This window comes from Enterobacter cloacae complex sp. 397G4 (assembly GCF_050031515.1).
Lineage (GTDB): Bacteria > Pseudomonadota > Gammaproteobacteria > Enterobacterales > Enterobacteriaceae > Enterobacter > Enterobacter hormaechei_C.
On sequence record NZ_JBLGWE010000001.1, the window covers coordinates 4,399,197 to 4,417,023 of the forward strand.

Below are 17,827 nucleotides of genomic sequence, written 5' to 3' on the forward strand. Positions count from 1 at the left end.
ACTGCGTTTACATCATGACGACGTCAAACTGCTCCTGATTATAGAGCGGCTCAATTTGCACTTTTACCTGTTTGCCGACAAAGATTTCCACTTCTGCCAGCGCGTGCGACTCTTCCCCTTTCAGGGCCTCCGCCACCGCAGGGGAAGCATAGACCAGAAAACGGTCTGAGTCGTAGGCATGATGGACACGGACAATCTCACGCATGATCTCGTAGCAGACCGTCTCCACCGTCTTTACCGTTCCGCGTCCATGGCAGGTTGGACACTCATTACACAGGACATGTTCCACGCTTTCGCGGGTCCGTTTCCGGGTCATTTCCACCAGACCGAGCTGCGAGAAGCCATTGATGCTGGTTTTCACGCGATCCTTACTCAGCGCCTGCTCCAGTGAGTGCAGCACGCGACGGCGGTGATCTTCATTGTTCATATCGATAAAGTCGATGATGATAATGCCGCCCAGATTACGCAGACGAAGCTGACGCGCGATGGCCTGCGTCGCTTCGATGTTGGTGTTGAAGATGGTGTCATCGAGGTTGCGATGTCCGACAAACGCGCCGGTGTTGATGTCGACGGTGGTCATCGCTTCGGTTTGATCGATGATCAGATAGCCACCCGATTTCAGCTCAACCTTACGCTCCAGCGCACGCTGGATTTCGTTTTCGACGTCATAGAGGTCAAATATTGGCTGGCGTCCGGTGTAATGCTCCAGCAGACCCGGCATTTCCGGGATGTATTCGGCGGTGAACTCCAGTAAGGCTTCGTACGTCAGGCGGGAGTCCACGCGGATGCGGTCAAGCTGGGCGTCGGCGAAATCGCGTAATACGCGCTGAGCGAGCGCCAGCTCACCGTACAGCCTGTAGCGGGTCTGGTTGCGTTTTTTACGCTCCATCACTTTGGTCCAGACGCGCTTCAGATAGGCCGCATCCGAGGCCAGATCTTCTTCGCTGATCCCTTCCGCCGCGGTACGGATAATAAACCCGCCCTGCTCGTCGCAGTAGGCGCTGACCACCTTTTTCAGGCGCTCACGCTCGCTTTCGCTCTCAATGCGCTGTGACACGCCGACGTGCGACGCCCCCGGCATAAAGACCAGATAGCGTGAAGGCAGGGTGATGTCGGTGGTCAGACGCGCGCCTTTGGTGCCAAGCGGATCTTTTACCACCTGCACCATCAGATCCTGGCCCTGACGCACCAGCTCAGAGATGTCGCGCACGGCAAATTGCTTTTGCTCTTCGCCTGCCACACATTCGGTGTGCGGCATGATATCGGAGGCATGTAAAAACGCCGCCTTATCGAGCCCAATATCTACAAAAGCCGCCTGCATACCCGGCAGGACACGACTGACACGACCTTTGTAGATATTGCCTACGATTCCGCGTCGCGCTTCACGCTCAATATGAATTTCCTGGAGAATGCCACCATCAATGTAGGCCACACGGGTTTCCGATGGCGTTACGTTTACCAACAATTCAGCCGTCATAATTATCCCTTCCCTCACGCAGTGAGTTAAAATTGCTCAGCAACTCATACGTTTCCACCAGCGGTAAGCCGACTACGGCGTGATAGCTGCCATTTATCTTCCTGACAAAACAGCCACCCAACCCTTGAATACCGTATGCACCTGCTTTATCCATAGGTTCACCGCTGGCGATATAGCCGGCGATCTCCTCGTCGGTGAGGACTCTGAACGTCACTTCCGTTACCACAAGGCAATCCAGAACGTACTGGCTATCTGCCAGCGCTACCGCCGTCATCACCTGATGGGTTTGTCCGGACATATTACGCAGCATCCGCGCCGCATGGTCTGCGTCGCGGGGTTTCTCAAGCACCTCACCATTGAGAATAACGATGGTATCCGCACCCAGCACCGGTAAGTCACGCGGCACGCATGCCACGCCCGCCTGCGCTTTTTCACGCGCCAGACGAGAGACATACTGCTGAGCGCTTTCACCCTCAGCACGTTTTTCTTCGATACCGGTAACGATGCGTTCGAAGGAGACACCCAACTGCGCGAGCAGTTCCTGGCGACGCGGAGAACCGGAGGCAAGATACAAAGACGTCATAGAAACCTTTTATTGCACGGCAAACTGCTGGCGAATTTTACGCATCAGCAGGAACAGCCACGGCCAGAGCACACCGTTTACTACACTACTCCAGAACACTTCCGGTCGGAAAGAGACGTTGATCACTAAAAACTCTGCCCAGAAAACAACGATATCCGCAGCGAGCGACAACAACATCACTACCAGCGCCTGTTGCCAGAGCGCAAGGTTACGAAAGAGCTGGAATTTGAGTGCGACGAGATACGCAATAATGCTCATGGATAAGGCGCGGACGCCAAGCGTAGAGCCACTGATAAGATCCAGTATGGCACCCATCACAAAACCTGTGCCGACATTTACTCGGTGCGGCAGGGCAAGGATCCAGTAGAGCAAAATGAGCAATACCCAGTTTGGCCGGAAAACAAGAATGTCGTCCGGCCAGGGCATAATTTGCAGCAACAGTGCAACGAGGAATGAGAGCCAGATGACCCAGCGCCCCTGGCTACGATAACTGGCCACTACTGCCCTCCACCCGAGACTTGCGGCGGTGGGGGTGCATCCGGCAGCGGCTGCGTTAACCCCGTCGCCGGAGCCGGTACGGGTGCAGGTGGACCCATCGCATCCGGCGCAGGCAGCACCTGCGGCATCATCTGCATCAGGCGTTCGTTGGCCACGCGATGCACATCTTCCGGTGTCATCGGGTTAGCGCCGTTACGATCGGCGCCCCACAGCAGCAATAGGTAGCGCAAACGCTGCAAGCCGGCCGTTGGACGCGCCTGAATCACGGTGTAGGCACGCTGAGTGTCGAGCTTCACGGAAGAGACAACCGCAACCGGGTAGCCCTCAGGGAAACGACCGCCCAGACCGGACGTCACCAGCACGTCGCCCACGCGGATATCCGTGTTGGCAGGCAGGTGTTCCAGTTGCAGATCGTCCGTGCAGCCATTACCGGCGGCAATCACGCGAATATCGTTACGCAGCACCTGAATCGGCAGTGCATGGGTGGCATCGCAAATCAGCAACACGCGGCTGGTCAGTTTGGCAACCGCCACAACCTGGCCCACGACGCCCTTATCGCTGATGACAGGCTGACCTTCGTATACGCCGTTCACGCTGCCTTTATCAATCACCACCTGATCGCTGTACGGATCGTTTACGGTGGAGATCACCTGGGTGACCATTTTCTGTTCATCCTGGCGCAGCGGCGAGCCAAGCAGTTCGCGCAGACGGGCGTTTTCCTGCTTATATTGCCCCAGCATCAGCAGCTCGCTATTTTTCAGCAGCAGTTCCTGGCGTAACGCACGGTTTTCGAGTTCGAGCTGGTCACGCGATGAGAGCGTTTGCGACACGGAGTCGAGCAGTTCACGGGGACCATTTGAAATAAAGTAGAAAGGACTGACGGCGGTATCCATGTACGTTCGGATTTGGCTGAACGTACCGAGGCGGCTATCGGCAATAATGACCCCGAGCGCAACCAGAACCGCCAGGATCAGGCGAAACTGTAGCGACGGGCCACGGCTAAAAATTGGCTTCATAGGCTATGCGTATTCTCGCGTCAGAGAGAAAGGGTAGCGAATTGCTACCCTCTCACACCCGACTACTCTTCGCTAAACAAGTCGCCGCCGTGCATGTCGATCATTTCCAGCGCCTTGCCACCACCACGGGCGACGCAAGTCAGTGGATCTTCTGCAACTACGACAGGAATACCTGTCTCTTCCATTAACAGGCGGTCGAGGTTACGCAGCAGCGCACCACCACCGGTCAGAACCATACCGCGCTCGGAGATATCGGAAGCCAGCTCTGGCGGGCACTGTTCCAGCGCAACCATCACCGCGCTCACGATGCCGGTCAGCGGCTCCTGCAACGCTTCCAGGATTTCGTTGGAGTTCAGGGTGAATCCGCGTGGCACGCCTTCAGCCAGGTTACGACCGCGAACTTCGATCTCGCGTACTTCATCACCCGGATAGGCAGAACCGATTTCATGCTTGATGCGCTCTGCGGTTGCTTCACCGATCAGAGAGCCGTAGTTACGGCGAACGTAATTGATGATGGCTTCGTCGAAACGGTCGCCGCCGATACGCACGGAAGAGGAGTAGACCACACCGTTCAGGGAGATAACGGCCACTTCAGTGGTACCGCCACCGATATCCACCACCATAGAACCGGTAGCCTCAGAAACCGGCAGACCCGCACCAATTGCCGCAGCCATCGGTTCTTCAATCAGGAACACTTCACGCGCACCGGCACCCTGAGCGGATTCACGGATCGCACGGCGTTCAACCTGGGTTGCGCCAACCGGCACACACACCAGCACGCGAGGGCTTGGGCGCATGAAGCTGTTGCTGTGAACCTGCTTGATGAAGTGCTGAAGCATTTTTTCGGTCACGAAGAAGTCAGCAATAACGCCGTCTTTCATAGGGCGGATCGCGGCGATGTTGCCCGGCGTACGGCCCAGCATCTGCTTCGCATCATGACCTACTGCGGCCACGCTTTTTGGCGAGCCGGCACGATCCTGACGAATGGCCACAACGGAAGGCTCATTCAATACGATGCCTTGTCCTTTTACATAAATAAGGGTATTCGCGGTACCCAGGTCAATGGACAGGTCATTGGAAAACATGCCACGAAATTTTTTCAACATACTAAGGGATAATCCTGAAAGCTGGGGCGGAAAACAAAATCCGCTTACTTTACCAACCACACGCAGCAGCGACAAGGCGCAAAAATCGTCTGCTACGGTGAAAATTAGTGCAGCACGTTTCCTTTGTTACAAATTCATCCCCTGAATCCCTCAGGGCTGAGTAAACAGCAGCGTCCCTCACTTTCACTTGTAACCCACTAAAGGTCGTTCACTGGCTTTTATGCTCGTCTTACTCAAAGCTACAGGCGCGATATTCTACGTGAAAACAAAGTAAACGGCAGGTCAAACAGAGTATCTTTGCAAATATTTTTTCACATTGGTGTCAAGCGGCTGAGAGGCGGCAAAAAAATCCCCCTGACCGCCCGTCACGCCGCGCTCTGTCAACATCTGCCATTCACTGCGTGAACGTACGCCTGTGGCAAATACTTGCGTTTGCGTTCCTTTGCACGCTTCCACCAGGCTTTGTACCAGCAGCTGGTTTTCCGTGCGTTTTTCAATATTCCTTACCAGACCCGGATGCAGCTTCAATAATTCAACATCCAGCTCTTTGATCCAGCGGGTGCTCACCAGCGTCAAACCCGCCTGGGTTACCGCCACGCGAGCCCCAAGCGCATTGATTAAACGCACTACCGGGCGCAACCGGCTGATGTGTTGACCTACATCTGCCTCTGCAAGTTCAAAAATAATGCGTTTGCGTTGCGATTTTTCGCATTGCATTAACGTGTCACGTAACCAGCGCTGGAAACGCGGACGGATCAGCGATTCGACGGTCACCTGTAAAGCCAGATTTTCTTCAGGCCAGTACGATAAAAACGGAATGAGACGGGTGATTTGCTGACGGTCATACTCTTCGGACAATCCGAATTGCAACACCATGGGCAGATATTCCGCGGAGATAACCTCTTCAGTGCCATCAAAAATACGGCACATCAGCTCACGATGATGAACATGACCATTCTTCATGACCGCCGGTTTTTGATAGATGCGCGGTCCGCCCCGGCTCAGCATCTGTTCAATCAGGGTTCGCCAGCGCACGTTGCCGCGCCCTTTCTCCGGCAGCGTATCATCATAGACTGCCCAGCCGTTCGCCCCCTGCAATACGGCGTTACGCGTGGCCGCTTCCGCATGTTCCATCACCTGCTCCGTCGACTGACCGCCGCGCCAGGCACAGATGCCCATATGCACCATATCGTCTCTGTCGAGCATTTTGCTCTGGGGCAGCGCATCGACGGCTTTCAGCAGCTGGCTGGCGATACTCTCGGACTCCTTTAAGGTGCGATGCGGCAGCAAGACGGCAAAATCGCTGCGGTGGTAGCGTGCCAGTAACGCGCCGGGGTAGCGCATAATAAAGGTGGACAGCAGGTTAATCAGCGTAAAGAGGTTCTCTTCCGCCACGCGCTGACCCCAGGTATCACGGAGCAGATCGAAGTCGGGCAGGCGAATCATCATTACCACGCCATGCGTACCCACCTTTTCGGGGTCATCAAGAAGGGTAGCCAGCTGATTATCAAAGAAGAGACGGTTGTTGAGGCCCGTTTTGTTATCCTGCGCGGCGTAAGAGCGAATCAATGTGTCCATACGGCTACGCTGATCGCTGGCAAACTGGATTTCGGAGAGCAACACGTCCAGGGCGCTACTGGTGCGTGATGGCCATTCATAAACCGATCCCCGCACCTGTGGACCCCGTTCGCCATTCAGTATCCGCACGGAGCGTGTTTCCAGCAGTTCCTGGCCGGAAAGTTGACGACGCTGCCAGCGAACGGCGAGGAAAATCAGCAGTACGATAAAGGCAACGGCGATGGTTAAGGGCGCGGTGGTCATAAGCGAGCGTAAATAGTTGCTCATCGGATCCTGGTACATCAGATGAATTGTCATACCCGGATGTTTAAGTGAATTAACCGTGACGTCCCGATACTGTTCTACCGTGCCGGCAGGACGATAGCTGCCCTGGCGGGTATGGCTGAAAACGGTCTGCTTCCCCTGTTTAATGTCGATCTGCACGATATCCACAGGCACCATTAACTCATCCAGCTCACGCGAAAGCGCCGGGAAGGAGGTTGCAATCAGGCGAGTGTCGATAACCGATGCAACCGATTCAACCCGGTTAACCAGCTTATCCTGGATGGCATTGTAAAAGCTCAGCGAGCAGCCGATTAGCGTGACAAATATGGTCAGCCCCGTCAGCAAGGTGATAAAAGCTGAGAACTTCGTCGTTAATCGCATCCTTGAGATTACTCCGTGGGTTGAAGGGGGGTGCAAGTGAGCACTAACTTGCATTTCAAATGCGGCATACTACCAAACCTGGCGTATCTGGCAATTTATTGCGTTAAATCGGCACTGCGTTTCATTGAGCGAGTATAGTCATCAGAACATATTTTCCCATCATCAAACCTAGTGAGGACCCAGTATGCAGGCTTTGATCTTAGAACAGCAGGACGGCAAAACCGTTGCCTCAGTGCAAGCCATCGAGGAGAGCCGCCTGCCGGAGGGCGACGTGACCGTAGATATCGACTGGTCCAGCCTGAACTATAAGGATGCGCTGGCCATTACGGGAAAAGGTAAAATCATCCGAAATTTCCCGATGGTGCCAGGAATCGACTTTGCAGGCCGCGTACATACCAGTGAAGATCCACGTTTTCACGCCGGACAGCAGGTGCTGCTCACCGGCTGGGGCGTAGGTGAAAACCACTGGGGCGGACTGGCAGCGCAGGCGCGCGTAAAAGGTGACTGGCTGGTCCCGATGCCGAAAGGCCTGGACGGTCGTAAGGCGATGATCATCGGCACGGCAGGTTTCACCGCCATGCTGTGCGTGATGGCGCTGGAAGAGGCCGGGATCCGCCCTGACTCTGGCGAAATTGTCGTCACCGGCGCCAGCGGCGGCGTGGGCAGCACGGCCGTCACGCTGCTGCACAAGTTGGGGTATCAGGTCGCTGCCGTCTCAGGCCGCGAAAGTACGCATGATTATCTACGTCAGCTGGGCGCAAGCCGCATTCTGAGCCGCGACGAATTCGCCGAGGCCCGCCCGCTGGAAAAACAGGTCTGGGCTGGCGCAGTAGATACCGTCGGCGACAAAGTGCTGGCGAAGGTGCTGGCGCAAATGAATTACGGCGGCTGCGTGGCGGCCTGTGGTCTGGCGGGCGGTTTTGCCCTGCCGACGACGGTGATGCCATTTATTCTGCGTAACGTGCGTCTTCAGGGTGTCGATTCGGTCATGCCCCCAGCCGAGCGGCGAGCTGAGGCCTGGGAACGTCTGGTGCAGGATCTGCCAGCCTCATTCTTTGACCAGAGCGCCACTGAGATTACCCTGAGCCAGGCGCCAGAGTTCGCCAATAAAATCATGGACAACCAGTTCCACGGTCGTGCGCTGGTTAAAATCGCCTAATCTTCAAATTTTCGTGACATATTCGCGCTAACCCTCCTCCTCCGTCATGCTTAGAAAAACGCCTGACGGAGGATGCCATGAAAACCCGAAAACTGACGGAAGCCGACGTAACGTCTGAATCTGTCTTTATGCTACAGCGCCGCCAGATCCTGAAAATGCTTGGCATCAGCGCCACCGCCCTGACGCTCACCCCTGCGGCCCATGCCGATCTGCTCGACTGGTTTAAGGGCAACGATCGCCCGAAAGCCCCCTCCGGCGCACCGCTTAACTTCACCAAACCGGCGCAGTGGCAGAATAAACTGGCGCTGACGCCGGAAGATAAAGTCACCGGCTATAACAACTTCTATGAGTTTGGTCTCGATAAGGCCGATCCTGCCGCCAACGCCGGGAGCATGAAAACCGATCCCTGGACGCTGAAGATAGATGGCGAGGTGGCAAAACCGCTGACGCTGGATCATCATGACCTCACCACCCGCTTCCCACTTGAAGAACGCATTTACCGTATGCGCTGTGTGGAAGCCTGGTCGATGGTGGTGCCGTGGGTAGGTTTCCCTTTGCATAAACTGCTGGCGCTGGTTGAGCCCACCAGCAACGCGAAGTATGTTTCCTTCCAGACGCGCTACGCCCCGGACGAGATGCCAGGCCAGAAGGATCGGTTTATCGGCGGCGGGCTGGAGTATCCCTACGTTGAAGGTTTACGTCTCGACGAAGCCATGCATCCGCTTACGCTGCTTACCGTTGGGGTTTACGGCAAAGCGCTGCCGCCGCAAAACGGGGCGCCCATTCGCCTGACCGTACCGTGGAAATACGGTTTCAAGGGCATCAAATCGATCGTCAGCATTAAGCTCACCCGTGAACGCCCCCCCACCACCTGGAACCTGGCAGCGCCTGACGAGTATGGTTTTTTTGCCAACGTTAACCCGCACGTTGACCATCCGCGCTGGTCGCAGGCAACGGAACGTTTTATCGGCTCCGGCGGCGCGCTGGATGTTAAACGCCAGCCAACGCTGCTGTTTAACGGCTATGCGGATGAGGTGGCATCCCTCTACCGTGGGCTGAATTTACGGGAGAACTTCTAAGTGCGTTTAACGGCAAAGCAGATAACCTGGCTGAAGGTACTCCTGCATTTAGCAGGATTGCTCCCCTTTATCTGGCTCTTCTGGGCAGCCAGCCAGGGACAGTTCAGTGCCGATCCGGCGAAAGATATTCAGCATTTTACGGGTCGGATGGCTCTGAAATTTTTGCTGGCGACCTTGCTCGTCTCACCGCTGGCGCGCTACGCTAAACAGCCATTATTGATACGCACCCGTCGGCTTTTAGGGCTATGGTGTTTTGCCTGGGCGACGCTGCATCTCACCAGCTACGCCCTGCTGGAACTGGGCATTAACAACCTGGCACTCCTTGGCAGCGAACTGGTGACGCGTCCCTATCTGACGCTGGGTATCGTAAGCTGGCTGGTTTTACTGGCGCTGACGCTGACATCCACGCAGTATGCGCAGCGAAAACTGGGTCGACGCTGGCAACTGCTGCACAACTTCGTCTATCTTGTCGCGATCCTCGCCCCCATTCATTACCTGTGGTCGGTGAAGATTTTATCTCCTCAGCCGGTCATTTACGCCCTGCTGGCCCTGGCCCTTTTAGCGTGGCGTTACAAGAAGTTCCGCCAGTGGTTGCGATAGTTCACGAAACTGTGCGTTTTCCCGCAGATTATTTATCAACCGCGAATCTTTTTCGGATAGCGGTTGATAATCTTCCCTGATAAGACCAGTATTTAGCTGCCAAATGCTACGAAATCGTTATAATGTGCGACTTCGGTTTTCCGGACAGGGGTTTTAGGCCTCTGAAAGGGTGACAATTGCGCTTTGAGGGTATATGTTGTTTTTTACCCGAAAATTGCAGGAGATAGCGGCACAATGGCTGACAAATTCCAAATTTTAGTATTGAACGGTCCGAACCTGAACATGCTCGGCACCCGTGAGCCAGAGAAGTACGGCACGCTGACATTGAGCGAAATTGTTAACCGTCTGAGTACGGAAGCAGCCTCGCTGAATGTGGATTTGGACCATTTTCAGTCAAACGCGGAGTACGCAATCATCGACCGTATTCATCAGGCTAAAGACACTGTGGACTATATCCTGATCAATCCGGCCGCGTTTACGCACACCAGTGTTGCTATACGCGACGCACTGCTCGCGGTGAGTATCCCGTTTATCGAGATCCACCTGAGTAACGTGCACGCCCGAGAGCCGTTCCGCCACCATTCCTACCTGTCAGATATCGCCGCTGGCGTGATTTGTGGGCTGGGTGCAGACGGCTATTCATACGCTTTACAGACAGCGGTAAAACGCTTGTCACAATCACACTAAACAAGAGTACGGAACCCACTCATGGATATTCGTAAGATTAAAAAACTGATCGAGCTGGTTGAAGAATCAGGCATCTCCGAACTGGAAATTTCTGAAGGCGAAGAGTCTGTACGCATCAGCCGTGCAGCCCCGGCCGCTAGCTTCCCGGTAATGCAGCAAGCTTACGCTGCGCCAGTGCAGCAGCCTGCGCTCTCCGCAGCCGTTGCGCCAGTGGCAGCAGAAGCGGCACCTGCGGCTGCAACAGAAATCAGTGGTCACATCGTACGTTCCCCAATGGTTGGTACTTTCTACCGCACCCCGAGCCCGGACGCGAAGGCGTTCATCGAAGTGGGTCAGAAAGTCAACGTAGGCGATACCCTGTGCATCGTTGAAGCCATGAAAATGATGAACCAGATCGAAGCAGACAAATCAGGTACTGTGAAAGCGATCCTGGTCGAAAGTGGTCAGCCGGTAGAATTTGACGAGCCGCTGGTCGTCATCGAGTAACGAGGCGAACATGCTGGATAAAATTGTTATCGCCAACCGTGGCGAGATTGCACTGCGTATTCTTCGTGCCTGTAAAGAACTGGGCATCAAGACCGTGGCCGTGCACTCAAGCGCGGATCGCGATTTAAAACACGTATTGCTGGCGGATGAGACGGTCTGTATCGGTCCGGCTCCGTCCGTAAAAAGCTATCTGAACATCCCGGCGATCATCAGCGCCGCCGAAATCACTGGCGCGGTCGCGATTCACCCGGGTTATGGTTTCCTCTCTGAGAACGCCAACTTTGCTGAGCAGGTTGAACGCTCTGGCTTTATCTTCATTGGCCCGAAAGCCGACACCATTCGCCTGATGGGTGACAAAGTGTCTGCCATCACCGCGATGAAAAAAGCCGGCGTGCCAACCGTACCGGGCTCTGACGGCCCGCTGACCGACGATATGGATGCTAACCGCGCCCATGCTAAACGCATTGGCTATCCGGTGATCATCAAAGCGTCCGGCGGCGGCGGCGGTCGCGGTATGCGCGTTGTACGCAGCGATGCTGAACTGGCGCAGTCCATCTCCATGACCAAAGCGGAAGCGAAAGCGGCTTTCAGTAATGACATGGTGTACATGGAAAAATACCTGGAAAACCCACGCCACATCGAAATTCAGGTGCTGGCTGACGGTCAGGGTAACGCGATCTATCTGGCAGAACGTGACTGCTCCATGCAGCGTCGTCACCAGAAAGTGGTCGAAGAAGCGCCAGCGCCGGGCATTACGCCTGAACTGCGTCGCTACATCGGTGAGCGTTGCGCCAAAGCGTGTGTCGATATCGGCTATCGCGGGGCGGGTACTTTCGAGTTCCTGTTCGAAAACGGCGAGTTCTATTTCATCGAGATGAACACCCGTATTCAGGTTGAACACCCGGTTACCGAAATGATCACCGGCGTTGACCTGATCAAAGAACAGCTGCGTATCGCAGCCGGTCAGCCGCTGTCCATCAAACAGGAAGAAGTTGTGGTTAAAGGCCATGCGGTAGAGTGCCGTATCAACGCCGAAGACCCGAACACCTTCCTGCCAAGCCCGGGTAAAATCACGCGTTTCCACGCGCCGGGTGGCTTTGGTGTGCGCTGGGAGTCCCATATCTACGCCGGTTACACCGTACCGCCGTATTATGACTCAATGATCGGTAAGCTGATCTGCTACGGCGAAAACCGTGACGTGGCCATTGCCCGCATGAAGAACGCCCTTCAGGAGCTGATCATCGACGGGATCAAAACCAACGTTGATCTCCAGATGCGCATTATGAGCGACGAGCACTTCCAGAATGGTGGGACTAACATCCACTACCTGGAGAAAAAACTCGGTCTGAACGAGAAGTAAGAGACCAGTGTTGCTAAAAGGCCGGATTATCCGGCCTTTTTTTATTTCTGGGGATCGCTAAGCCCCATCATGTACAATCCCCGCTTTCTTCATCCACAAGGGACAAAAAATGGACAAACGTTTTGTTCAGGCCCATAAAGAAGCGCGCTGGGCGCTGTGGCTGACCCTTCTCTATCTCGCCGCATGGTTAGTAACTGCTTACTTACCTGATTCGGCGATTGGCATTACCGGCCTCCCGCACTGGTTTGAAATGGCCTGCCTGCTGCTGCCGCTGGTGTTTATCCTGCTGTGCTGGGCGATGGTGAAATTCATCTATCGCGATATTTCACTGGAGGACGATGATGCAGCTTGAAGTCATTCTGCCCCTTATCGCTTACCTGTTCCTGGTGTTTGGCCTGTCGGTTTATGCGATGCGTAAACGTTCGACCGGCACCTTTCTGAACGAGTATTTCCTCGGGAGCCGCTCTATGGGTGGCGTCGTGCTGGCCATGACGCTGACCGCCACGTACATCAGCGCCAGCTCGTTTATCGGTGGCCCCGGCGCCGCTTATAAGTACGGGCTGGGCTGGGTACTGCTGGCCATGATCCAGCTGCCTGCCATCTGGCTCTCTCTGGGCATACTGGGTAAAAAGTTTGCCATTCTGGCCCGTCGCTACAATGCCGTAACGCTGAACGATATGCTGTTTGCCCGCTATCAGAGTCGCTTGCTGGTATGGCTGGCAAGCCTGAGTCTGCTGGTGGCGTTTATTGGCGCAATGACGGTGCAGTTTATCGGCGGGGCGCGACTGCTGGAGACGGCAGCCGGGATCCCCTATGAGACGGGCCTGGTCATTTTCGGTGTGAGTATCGCGCTGTATACCGCATTTGGCGGGTTCCGCGCCAGCGTACTCAACGACACGATGCAGGGGATGGTGATGCTCATTGGCACCCTCGTTCTGCTGGTGGGTATCGTGCATGCCGCAGGGGGCCTGAGCCATGCGGTTGAAACCCTGGAAGCGATCGATCCGAAACTGGTCTCACCGCAGGGGGCGGATGACATCCTCTCTCCAGCCTTTATGACCTCGTTCTGGGTACTGGTGTGCTTTGGCGTGATTGGCCTGCCGCATACCGCCGTGCGCTGCATCTCATATAAAGACAGCAAAGCGGTGCACCGCGGGATCATTATCGGGACAATTGTGGTGGCGATCCTGATGTTCGGTATGCACCTGGCGGGTGCGCTGGGACGCGCGGTGATCCCTGACCTTACCGTACCGGATCTGGTCATTCCAACCCTGATGGTGAAAGTGCTTCCGCCGTTTGCCGCCGGGATTTTCCTCGCCGCACCCATGGCGGCCATTATGTCGACCATCAACGCTCAGTTGCTGCAAAGTTCCGCTACGATCATTAAAGATCTCTATCTGAATTTGCGCCCTGAACAGGTCGAAAATGAGCGACGCCTCAAGCGCATGTCGGCGGTGATTACCCTGGTGCTGGGGGCGTTGCTGCTGCTGGCCGCGTGGCGTCCACCGGAGATGATCATCTGGTTGAACCTGCTCGCCTTTGGTGGGCTGGAGGCCGTTTTCCTGTGGCCGCTGGTGCTGGGGCTGTACTGGGAACGCGCGAATGCCGCGGGTGCATTAAGCGGCATGATTGTCGGGGGCGTCCTGTATGCTGTTCTCGCCACGTTTAAAATTCAGTATCTGGGCTTCCATCCGATCGTGCCTTCGTTACTGTTAAGTTTACTGGCGTTTGTGGTGGGAAACCGTTTTGGTCGACCGGTGCCACAAACTGTCCTGATTTCTACTGACAAATAAAGAGTTTTGCCATGCCGTGGATCCAATTAAAACTGAACACAACCGGCGCGAACGCCGAAGAACTGAGTGATGCGCTGATGGAGGCCGGTTCGGTCTCTATCACCTTCCAGGACACGCATGACACGCCGGTCTTTGAGCCGCTGCCGGGCGAAACGCGCCTGTGGGGTGATACGGACGTTATCGGCCTGTTCGATGCAGAAACCGACATGAAAGAGGTCGTGGCGATTCTGGAAAACCATCCGCTGCTGGGCGTGGGTTTCGCGCATAAAATTGAACAGCTGGAAGACAAAGACTGGGAACGCGAGTGGATGGACAACTTCCATCCGATGCAGTTTGGTCAGCGTCTGTGGATCTGCCCAAGCTGGCGTGAAGTTCCCGATAAAAACGCCGTCAACGTGATGCTGGATCCGGGTCTGGCGTTCGGCACCGGCACCCACCCGACAACCTCCCTGTGCCTGCAATGGCTGGATGGCCTGGATCTGGAAGGCAAAACCGTGATCGACTTCGGTTGCGGCTCCGGGATCCTTGCTATCGCGGCGCTGAAACTGGGCGCGGCAAAAGCCATCGGGATCGACATCGATCCGCAGGCGATTCAGGCCAGCCGTGATAACGCCGAGCGTAATGGCGTTTCCGATCGCCTTGAACTGTATCTCCCCGATGCACAGCCAGAGGCGATGAAAGCCGATGTTGTGGTCGCGAATATCCTGGCTGGCCCGTTACGCGAGCTGGCGCCGTTAATCAGCGTGCTGCCGGTTGAAGGCGGTCTGCTGGGCCTGTCCGGTATCCTTGCCAGCCAGGCAGACAGCGTCTGTGAAGCCTACGCCGATCTCGTCGCGCTCGACCCGGTGGTCGAGAAAGAAGAGTGGTGTCGCATCACCGGCCGTAAAAAATAAGCGTTTGGCGTGGTCGTCTGACCACGCCTTTTCCCTTCGGTTTTTTCTCCCGCCTTCTTCCTTTCTTCGATAAAATAACCGCACAAATCATAATGTTAATCATTGATTTGGATAATGAAATTCACAGGAAGAATATGATGAAACACATTTCAGGCAAGGCAGCGCTGCTGGCGCTGAGCATGATTTCGGCTACGGCTTACGCATCACACTGGAGTTATCAGGGAGAAGGCGCACCGGAACACTGGGGCGAACTGGACGAGGCGTACAAGACGTGTAAAAGCGGAATGTATCAGTCGCCGGTCAACATAGATAACACGGTCAAAGCCCACATCTCTCCGCTGGAAACGCACTATATCGACGGCCCGGTCATTCTGACAAACAACGGCCATACTATCCAGGCAAGTGAAAATGCCGATACACGCGACAGCATCACGCTTGATAAACAGCGCTGGACGTTACAGCAGTTCCATTTCCATGCGCCATCCGAAAACACGGTGCACGGTAAAAAATACGCAATGGAAATGCATCTGGTCCATAAAAACGCTGACGGCGAACTGACGGTCGTTGCCGTTATGTTCGATCAGGGCGCGGCAAACACTGAACTGGATAAACTCTGGGGCGTGATGCCCGGACAGGTTGACCAGAACGTAACGATTAAGCCAACCCTCGATATGAATAAATTACTGCCCACGGATAAAACCTACTGGCGTTTTAGCGGCTCTCTGACCACGCCACCATGTTCAGAAGGGGTGACATGGCTGGTGCTCAAGCACCCGCTGACCGTCTCTGCTGAACAGCTGCAAAAATTCACTCACACCATGCACCATGAAAACAGCCGCCCGGTTCAACCGCTTCATGGTCGTCTGGTTGTTGAATAAGTCGATTTTTTTACGCTGATATCCTGTGCTGAAATGCGACGCAGATCGCAAAGAAGCGCCATAATCTGCTGCTTATAGCAGCAGATTATCCCGGACAATTGATTCATTTATTCAGAAATGATGAGAAGTTACGGGAAATTGTAAGCGCCCACAAAATGTTCATTTATTCATAACACAATGATTTAAATAGCGAATAATCTTATCCAAAAAGAATGACTGGCGATTCCTTGATCTACAACAGAGGATTGTTCAAAGTTTGGCCTTTCATCTCGTGCAAAAAATGCGTAATATACGCCGCCTTGCAGTCACAGTATGGTCATTTCTTAACTCATGCGCATCGGACACCACCAGCTCAGAAATCGCCTGATCGCAGCCCCAATGGCAGGTATTACCGACCGGCCGTTCAGGACGCTGTGTTACGAGATGGGAGCAGGCCTGACCGTTTCCGAGATGATGTCGTCTAACCCGCAGGTTTGGGAAAGCGATAAGTCCCGCCTACGGATGGTGCACATTGATGAACCAGGTATCCGCACCGTGCAAATTGCCGGAAGCGTGCCTGAAGAGATGGCAGATGCCGCGCGTATTAACGTGGAAAGTGGCGCCCAGATTATTGATATCAATATGGGTTGCCCGGCCAAAAAGGTGAATCGCAAGCTTGCAGGTTCAGCCCTTCTGCAATACCCCGACCAGGTGAAGTCAATCCTGACGGCGGTTGTCAGCGCAGTGGACGTTCCTGTTACGTTGAAGATTCGCACGGGTTGGTCGCCGGAACACCGTAACTGCGTAGAGATTGCCCAACTGGCCGAAGACTGTGGCATTCAGGCCCTGACCATTCATGGACGCACTCGCGCCTGTTTGTTCAACGGTGAAGCTGAATACGACAGCATTCGGGCAGTTAAGCAGAAAGTTTCCATTCCGGTTATCGCGAATGGCGACATTACTGACCCGCTTAAAGCCAGAGCTGTGCTCGACTATACGGGAGCTGATGCTCTGATGATAGGACGTGCCGCTCAGGGAAGACCCTGGATCTTTCGGGAAATCCAGCATTATCTGGACACTGGGGAGCTGCTTGCCCCACTGCCTCTGGCAGAGGTTAAGCGCTTGCTTTGTTCGCATGTTCGGGAACTGCATGACCACTACGGCCAGGCAAAAGGGTACCGAATTGCGCGTAAACACGTCTCCTGGTATCTCCAGGAGCACGCTCCAAATGACCAGTTTCGGCGCACATTCAACGCCATTGAGGATGCCAGCGAACAGCTGGAGGCGTTGGAGGCATACTTCGAAAATCTTGCGTAATGAAATAAAGAGCTGACAGAACTATGTTCGAACAACGCGTAAATTCTGACGTACTGACCGTTTCTACCGTTAACTCTCAGGATCAGGTGACTCAAAAGCCCCTGCGTGACTCGGTTAAACAGGCACTGAAGAACTATTTTGCTCAACTGAACGGTCAGGATGTTAATGACCTGTATGAGCTGGTACTGGCTGAAGTTGAACAGCCACTGTTGGACATGGTGATGCAATACACCCGTGGTAATCAAACCCGCGCTGCCCTGATGATGGGCATCAACCGTGGTACCCTGCGTAAGAAACTGAAAAAATACGGCATGAACTAATTTCGATTAGCTAACTGCTTGTTTAAAAAGGCGCTCTTCGGCATGGGGAAGCGCCTTTTTTATCGTCCGGACGGGCAACCGTCAATGCTTTGTAAACCTTCTCTTTCCCCACTTTTCAACGCCCGCTTTTCGTGTATATTTCCAGCAACTTACAGGCTCTCTTTTCACGGAATGACACATGATTCGTAAATACTGGTGGCTGGTCGTTTTTGCTGTCTCTGTTTTCATTTTTGATGCGCTGCTGATGCAGTGGATTGAACTGATGAGCACCGAAACCGATAAATGTCGCAATATGAATTCCGTGAACCCGCTTAAACTGGTCAACTGCTCAGAGCTGGACTAACCGCTTCCATCCTGTCCCCCCCTGTTATCA

At 54.6% G+C, this 17,827-nt stretch carries 19 protein-coding genes; 13 read left to right on the forward strand and 6 right to left on the reverse strand.

Annotated features, from left to right (window positions below):
* Nucleotides 1-7: 7 nt before the first annotated feature.
* The 6 genes from rng to csrD all read right to left on the reverse strand — a co-directional run bounded on the left by rng (nt 8) and on the right by csrD (nt 6,903).
* The gene (rng, locus tag ACQG1Y_RS21165) at nt 8-1,477 is read right to left on the reverse strand and encodes a ribonuclease G (protein WP_003860405.1); all 1,470 of its coding nucleotides are present in this window, start codon (nt 1,475-1,477) and stop codon (nt 8-10) included.
* The gene (locus ACQG1Y_RS21170; protein WP_003860403.1) at nt 1,467-2,060 is read right to left on the reverse strand and encodes a Maf family protein; all 594 of its coding nucleotides are present in this window, start codon (nt 2,058-2,060) and stop codon (nt 1,467-1,469) included. The genes rng and ACQG1Y_RS21170 overlap by 11 nt, the downstream gene beginning before the upstream one ends.
* 9 nt (nt 2,061-2,069) lie before the next feature.
* Nucleotides 2,070-2,558 carry a rod shape-determining protein MreD gene (gene mreD, locus ACQG1Y_RS21175; RefSeq protein ID WP_003860402.1) on the reverse strand — a complete coding sequence of 163 codons (489 nt, stop codon included), beginning with the start codon at nt 2,556-2,558 and terminating at the stop codon, nt 2,070-2,072.
* Complete coding sequence (gene mreC, locus ACQG1Y_RS21180) at nt 2,558-3,574, reverse strand: rod shape-determining protein MreC (RefSeq protein WP_003860400.1); 1,017 nt, start codon at nt 3,572-3,574, stop codon at nt 2,558-2,560. The genes mreD and mreC overlap by 1 nt, the downstream gene beginning before the upstream one ends.
* Before the next feature lie 62 nt (nt 3,575-3,636).
* Nucleotides 3,637-4,680 (reverse strand): rod shape-determining protein MreB, encoded by a 1,044-nt coding sequence (gene mreB, locus ACQG1Y_RS21185; protein WP_000913396.1) that lies wholly within the window; start codon nt 4,678-4,680, stop codon nt 3,637-3,639.
* 282 nt (nt 4,681-4,962) lie between these two features.
* Complete coding sequence (gene csrD / locus ACQG1Y_RS21190) at nt 4,963-6,903, reverse strand: RNase E specificity factor CsrD (protein WP_032655267.1); 1,941 nt, start codon at nt 6,901-6,903, stop codon at nt 4,963-4,965.
* 184 nt (nt 6,904-7,087) lie between these two features.
* Here csrD and ACQG1Y_RS21195 point away from each other — a divergent pair, with 184 nt between their 5' ends.
* The 13 genes from ACQG1Y_RS21195 (at nt 7,088) to ACQG1Y_RS21255 (ending at nt 17,797) form a co-directional block, all read left to right on the forward strand.
* The gene (locus tag ACQG1Y_RS21195; protein ID WP_246933391.1) at nt 7,088-8,062 is read left to right on the forward strand and encodes an MDR family oxidoreductase; all 975 of its coding nucleotides are present in this window, start codon (nt 7,088-7,090) and stop codon (nt 8,060-8,062) included.
* A gap of 77 nt (nt 8,063-8,139) precedes the next feature.
* Nucleotides 8,140-9,141: a protein-methionine-sulfoxide reductase catalytic subunit MsrP gene (gene msrP, locus ACQG1Y_RS21200; RefSeq protein ID WP_015572016.1), complete on the forward strand. Its 1,002-nt coding sequence runs from the start codon at nt 8,140-8,142 to the stop codon at nt 9,139-9,141.
* On the forward strand, nt 9,142-9,741 hold the full coding sequence (msrQ, locus tag ACQG1Y_RS21205) for a protein-methionine-sulfoxide reductase heme-binding subunit MsrQ (protein WP_003860393.1): 600 nt from the start codon (nt 9,142-9,144) through the stop codon (nt 9,739-9,741).
* Between the two features lie 234 nt (nt 9,742-9,975).
* Nucleotides 9,976-10,428 (forward strand): type II 3-dehydroquinate dehydratase, encoded by a 453-nt coding sequence (aroQ, locus tag ACQG1Y_RS21210; RefSeq protein ID WP_003860391.1) that lies wholly within the window; start codon nt 9,976-9,978, stop codon nt 10,426-10,428.
* A 21-nt stretch (nt 10,429-10,449) separates the two neighbouring features.
* Entirely contained in the window at nt 10,450-10,914 is a 465-nt protein-coding gene (gene accB, locus ACQG1Y_RS21215; protein ID WP_015572018.1) for an acetyl-CoA carboxylase biotin carboxyl carrier protein, read from the forward strand.
* Between the two features lie 10 nt (nt 10,915-10,924).
* Nucleotides 10,925-12,274, forward strand: a complete 1,350-nt coding sequence (gene accC, locus ACQG1Y_RS21220) for an acetyl-CoA carboxylase biotin carboxylase subunit (RefSeq protein ID WP_003860388.1) — start codon at nt 10,925-10,927, stop codon at nt 12,272-12,274.
* Between the two features lie 109 nt (nt 12,275-12,383).
* Entirely contained in the window at nt 12,384-12,626 is a 243-nt protein-coding gene (locus tag ACQG1Y_RS21225) for a YhdT family protein (protein ID WP_003860385.1), read from the forward strand.
* On the forward strand, nt 12,616-14,067 hold the full coding sequence (panF, locus tag ACQG1Y_RS21230; RefSeq protein ID WP_047741469.1) for a sodium/pantothenate symporter: 1,452 nt from the start codon (nt 12,616-12,618) through the stop codon (nt 14,065-14,067). Before ACQG1Y_RS21225 ends, panF begins: the two co-directional genes overlap by 11 nt.
* A gap of 11 nt (nt 14,068-14,078) precedes the next feature.
* On the forward strand, nt 14,079-14,960 hold the full coding sequence (prmA, locus tag ACQG1Y_RS21235) for a 50S ribosomal protein L11 methyltransferase (protein WP_414234767.1): 882 nt from the start codon (nt 14,079-14,081) through the stop codon (nt 14,958-14,960).
* Between the two features lie 137 nt (nt 14,961-15,097).
* Entirely contained in the window at nt 15,098-15,838 is a 741-nt protein-coding gene (locus ACQG1Y_RS21240; protein WP_017382702.1) for a carbonic anhydrase, read from the forward strand.
* Between the two features lie 330 nt (nt 15,839-16,168).
* Complete coding sequence (gene dusB / locus ACQG1Y_RS21245) at nt 16,169-17,134, forward strand: tRNA dihydrouridine synthase DusB (protein ID WP_015572023.1); 966 nt, start codon at nt 16,169-16,171, stop codon at nt 17,132-17,134.
* Between the two features lie 23 nt (nt 17,135-17,157).
* A complete protein-coding gene (fis, locus tag ACQG1Y_RS21250; RefSeq protein WP_000462905.1) occupies nt 17,158-17,454 on the forward strand; it encodes a DNA-binding transcriptional regulator Fis in 297 nt (98 codons plus the stop codon).
* Nucleotides 17,455-17,632: 178 nt separating this feature from the next.
* Nucleotides 17,633-17,797 carry a DUF2556 family protein gene (locus ACQG1Y_RS21255; protein ID WP_003860373.1) on the forward strand — a complete coding sequence of 55 codons (165 nt, stop codon included), beginning with the start codon at nt 17,633-17,635 and terminating at the stop codon, nt 17,795-17,797.
* The last annotated feature ends 30 nt before the right edge of the window (nt 17,798-17,827 follow it).

What these genes read in the sequence shown, in the direction of transcription:
- rng (WP_003860405.1), bottom strand. Translation starts at nt 1,477, where the DNA reads ATGACGGCTGAATTGTTGGTAAACGTAACGCCATCGGAAACCCGTGTG.
- ACQG1Y_RS21170 (WP_003860403.1), bottom strand. Translation starts at nt 2,060, where the DNA reads ATGACGTCTTTGTATCTTGCCTCCGGTTCTCCGCGTCGCCAGGAACTG.
- mreC (WP_003860400.1), bottom strand. Translation starts at nt 3,574, where the DNA reads ATGAAGCCAATTTTTAGCCGTGGCCCGTCGCTACAGTTTCGCCTGATC.
- mreB (WP_000913396.1), bottom strand. Translation starts at nt 4,680, where the DNA reads ATGTTGAAAAAATTTCGTGGCATGTTTTCCAATGACCTGTCCATTGAC.
- csrD (WP_032655267.1), bottom strand. Translation starts at nt 6,903, where the DNA reads ATGCGATTAACGACGAAGTTCTCAGCTTTTATCACCTTGCTGACGGGG.
- ACQG1Y_RS21195 (WP_246933391.1), top strand. Translation starts at nt 7,088, where the DNA reads ATGCAGGCTTTGATCTTAGAACAGCAGGACGGCAAAACCGTTGCCTCA.
- msrP (WP_015572016.1), top strand. Translation starts at nt 8,140, where the DNA reads ATGAAAACCCGAAAACTGACGGAAGCCGACGTAACGTCTGAATCTGTC.
- aroQ (WP_003860391.1), top strand. Translation starts at nt 9,976, where the DNA reads ATGGCTGACAAATTCCAAATTTTAGTATTGAACGGTCCGAACCTGAAC.
- accB (WP_015572018.1), top strand. Translation starts at nt 10,450, where the DNA reads ATGGATATTCGTAAGATTAAAAAACTGATCGAGCTGGTTGAAGAATCA.
- accC (WP_003860388.1), top strand. Translation starts at nt 10,925, where the DNA reads ATGCTGGATAAAATTGTTATCGCCAACCGTGGCGAGATTGCACTGCGT.
- ACQG1Y_RS21225 (WP_003860385.1), top strand. Translation starts at nt 12,384, where the DNA reads ATGGACAAACGTTTTGTTCAGGCCCATAAAGAAGCGCGCTGGGCGCTG.
- panF (WP_047741469.1), top strand. Translation starts at nt 12,616, where the DNA reads ATGCAGCTTGAAGTCATTCTGCCCCTTATCGCTTACCTGTTCCTGGTG.
- prmA (WP_414234767.1), top strand. Translation starts at nt 14,079, where the DNA reads ATGCCGTGGATCCAATTAAAACTGAACACAACCGGCGCGAACGCCGAA.
- ACQG1Y_RS21240 (WP_017382702.1), top strand. Translation starts at nt 15,098, where the DNA reads ATGAAACACATTTCAGGCAAGGCAGCGCTGCTGGCGCTGAGCATGATT.
- dusB (WP_015572023.1), top strand. Translation starts at nt 16,169, where the DNA reads ATGCGCATCGGACACCACCAGCTCAGAAATCGCCTGATCGCAGCCCCA.
- fis (WP_000462905.1), top strand. Translation starts at nt 17,158, where the DNA reads ATGTTCGAACAACGCGTAAATTCTGACGTACTGACCGTTTCTACCGTT.
- ACQG1Y_RS21255 (WP_003860373.1), top strand. Translation starts at nt 17,633, where the DNA reads ATGATTCGTAAATACTGGTGGCTGGTCGTTTTTGCTGTCTCTGTTTTC.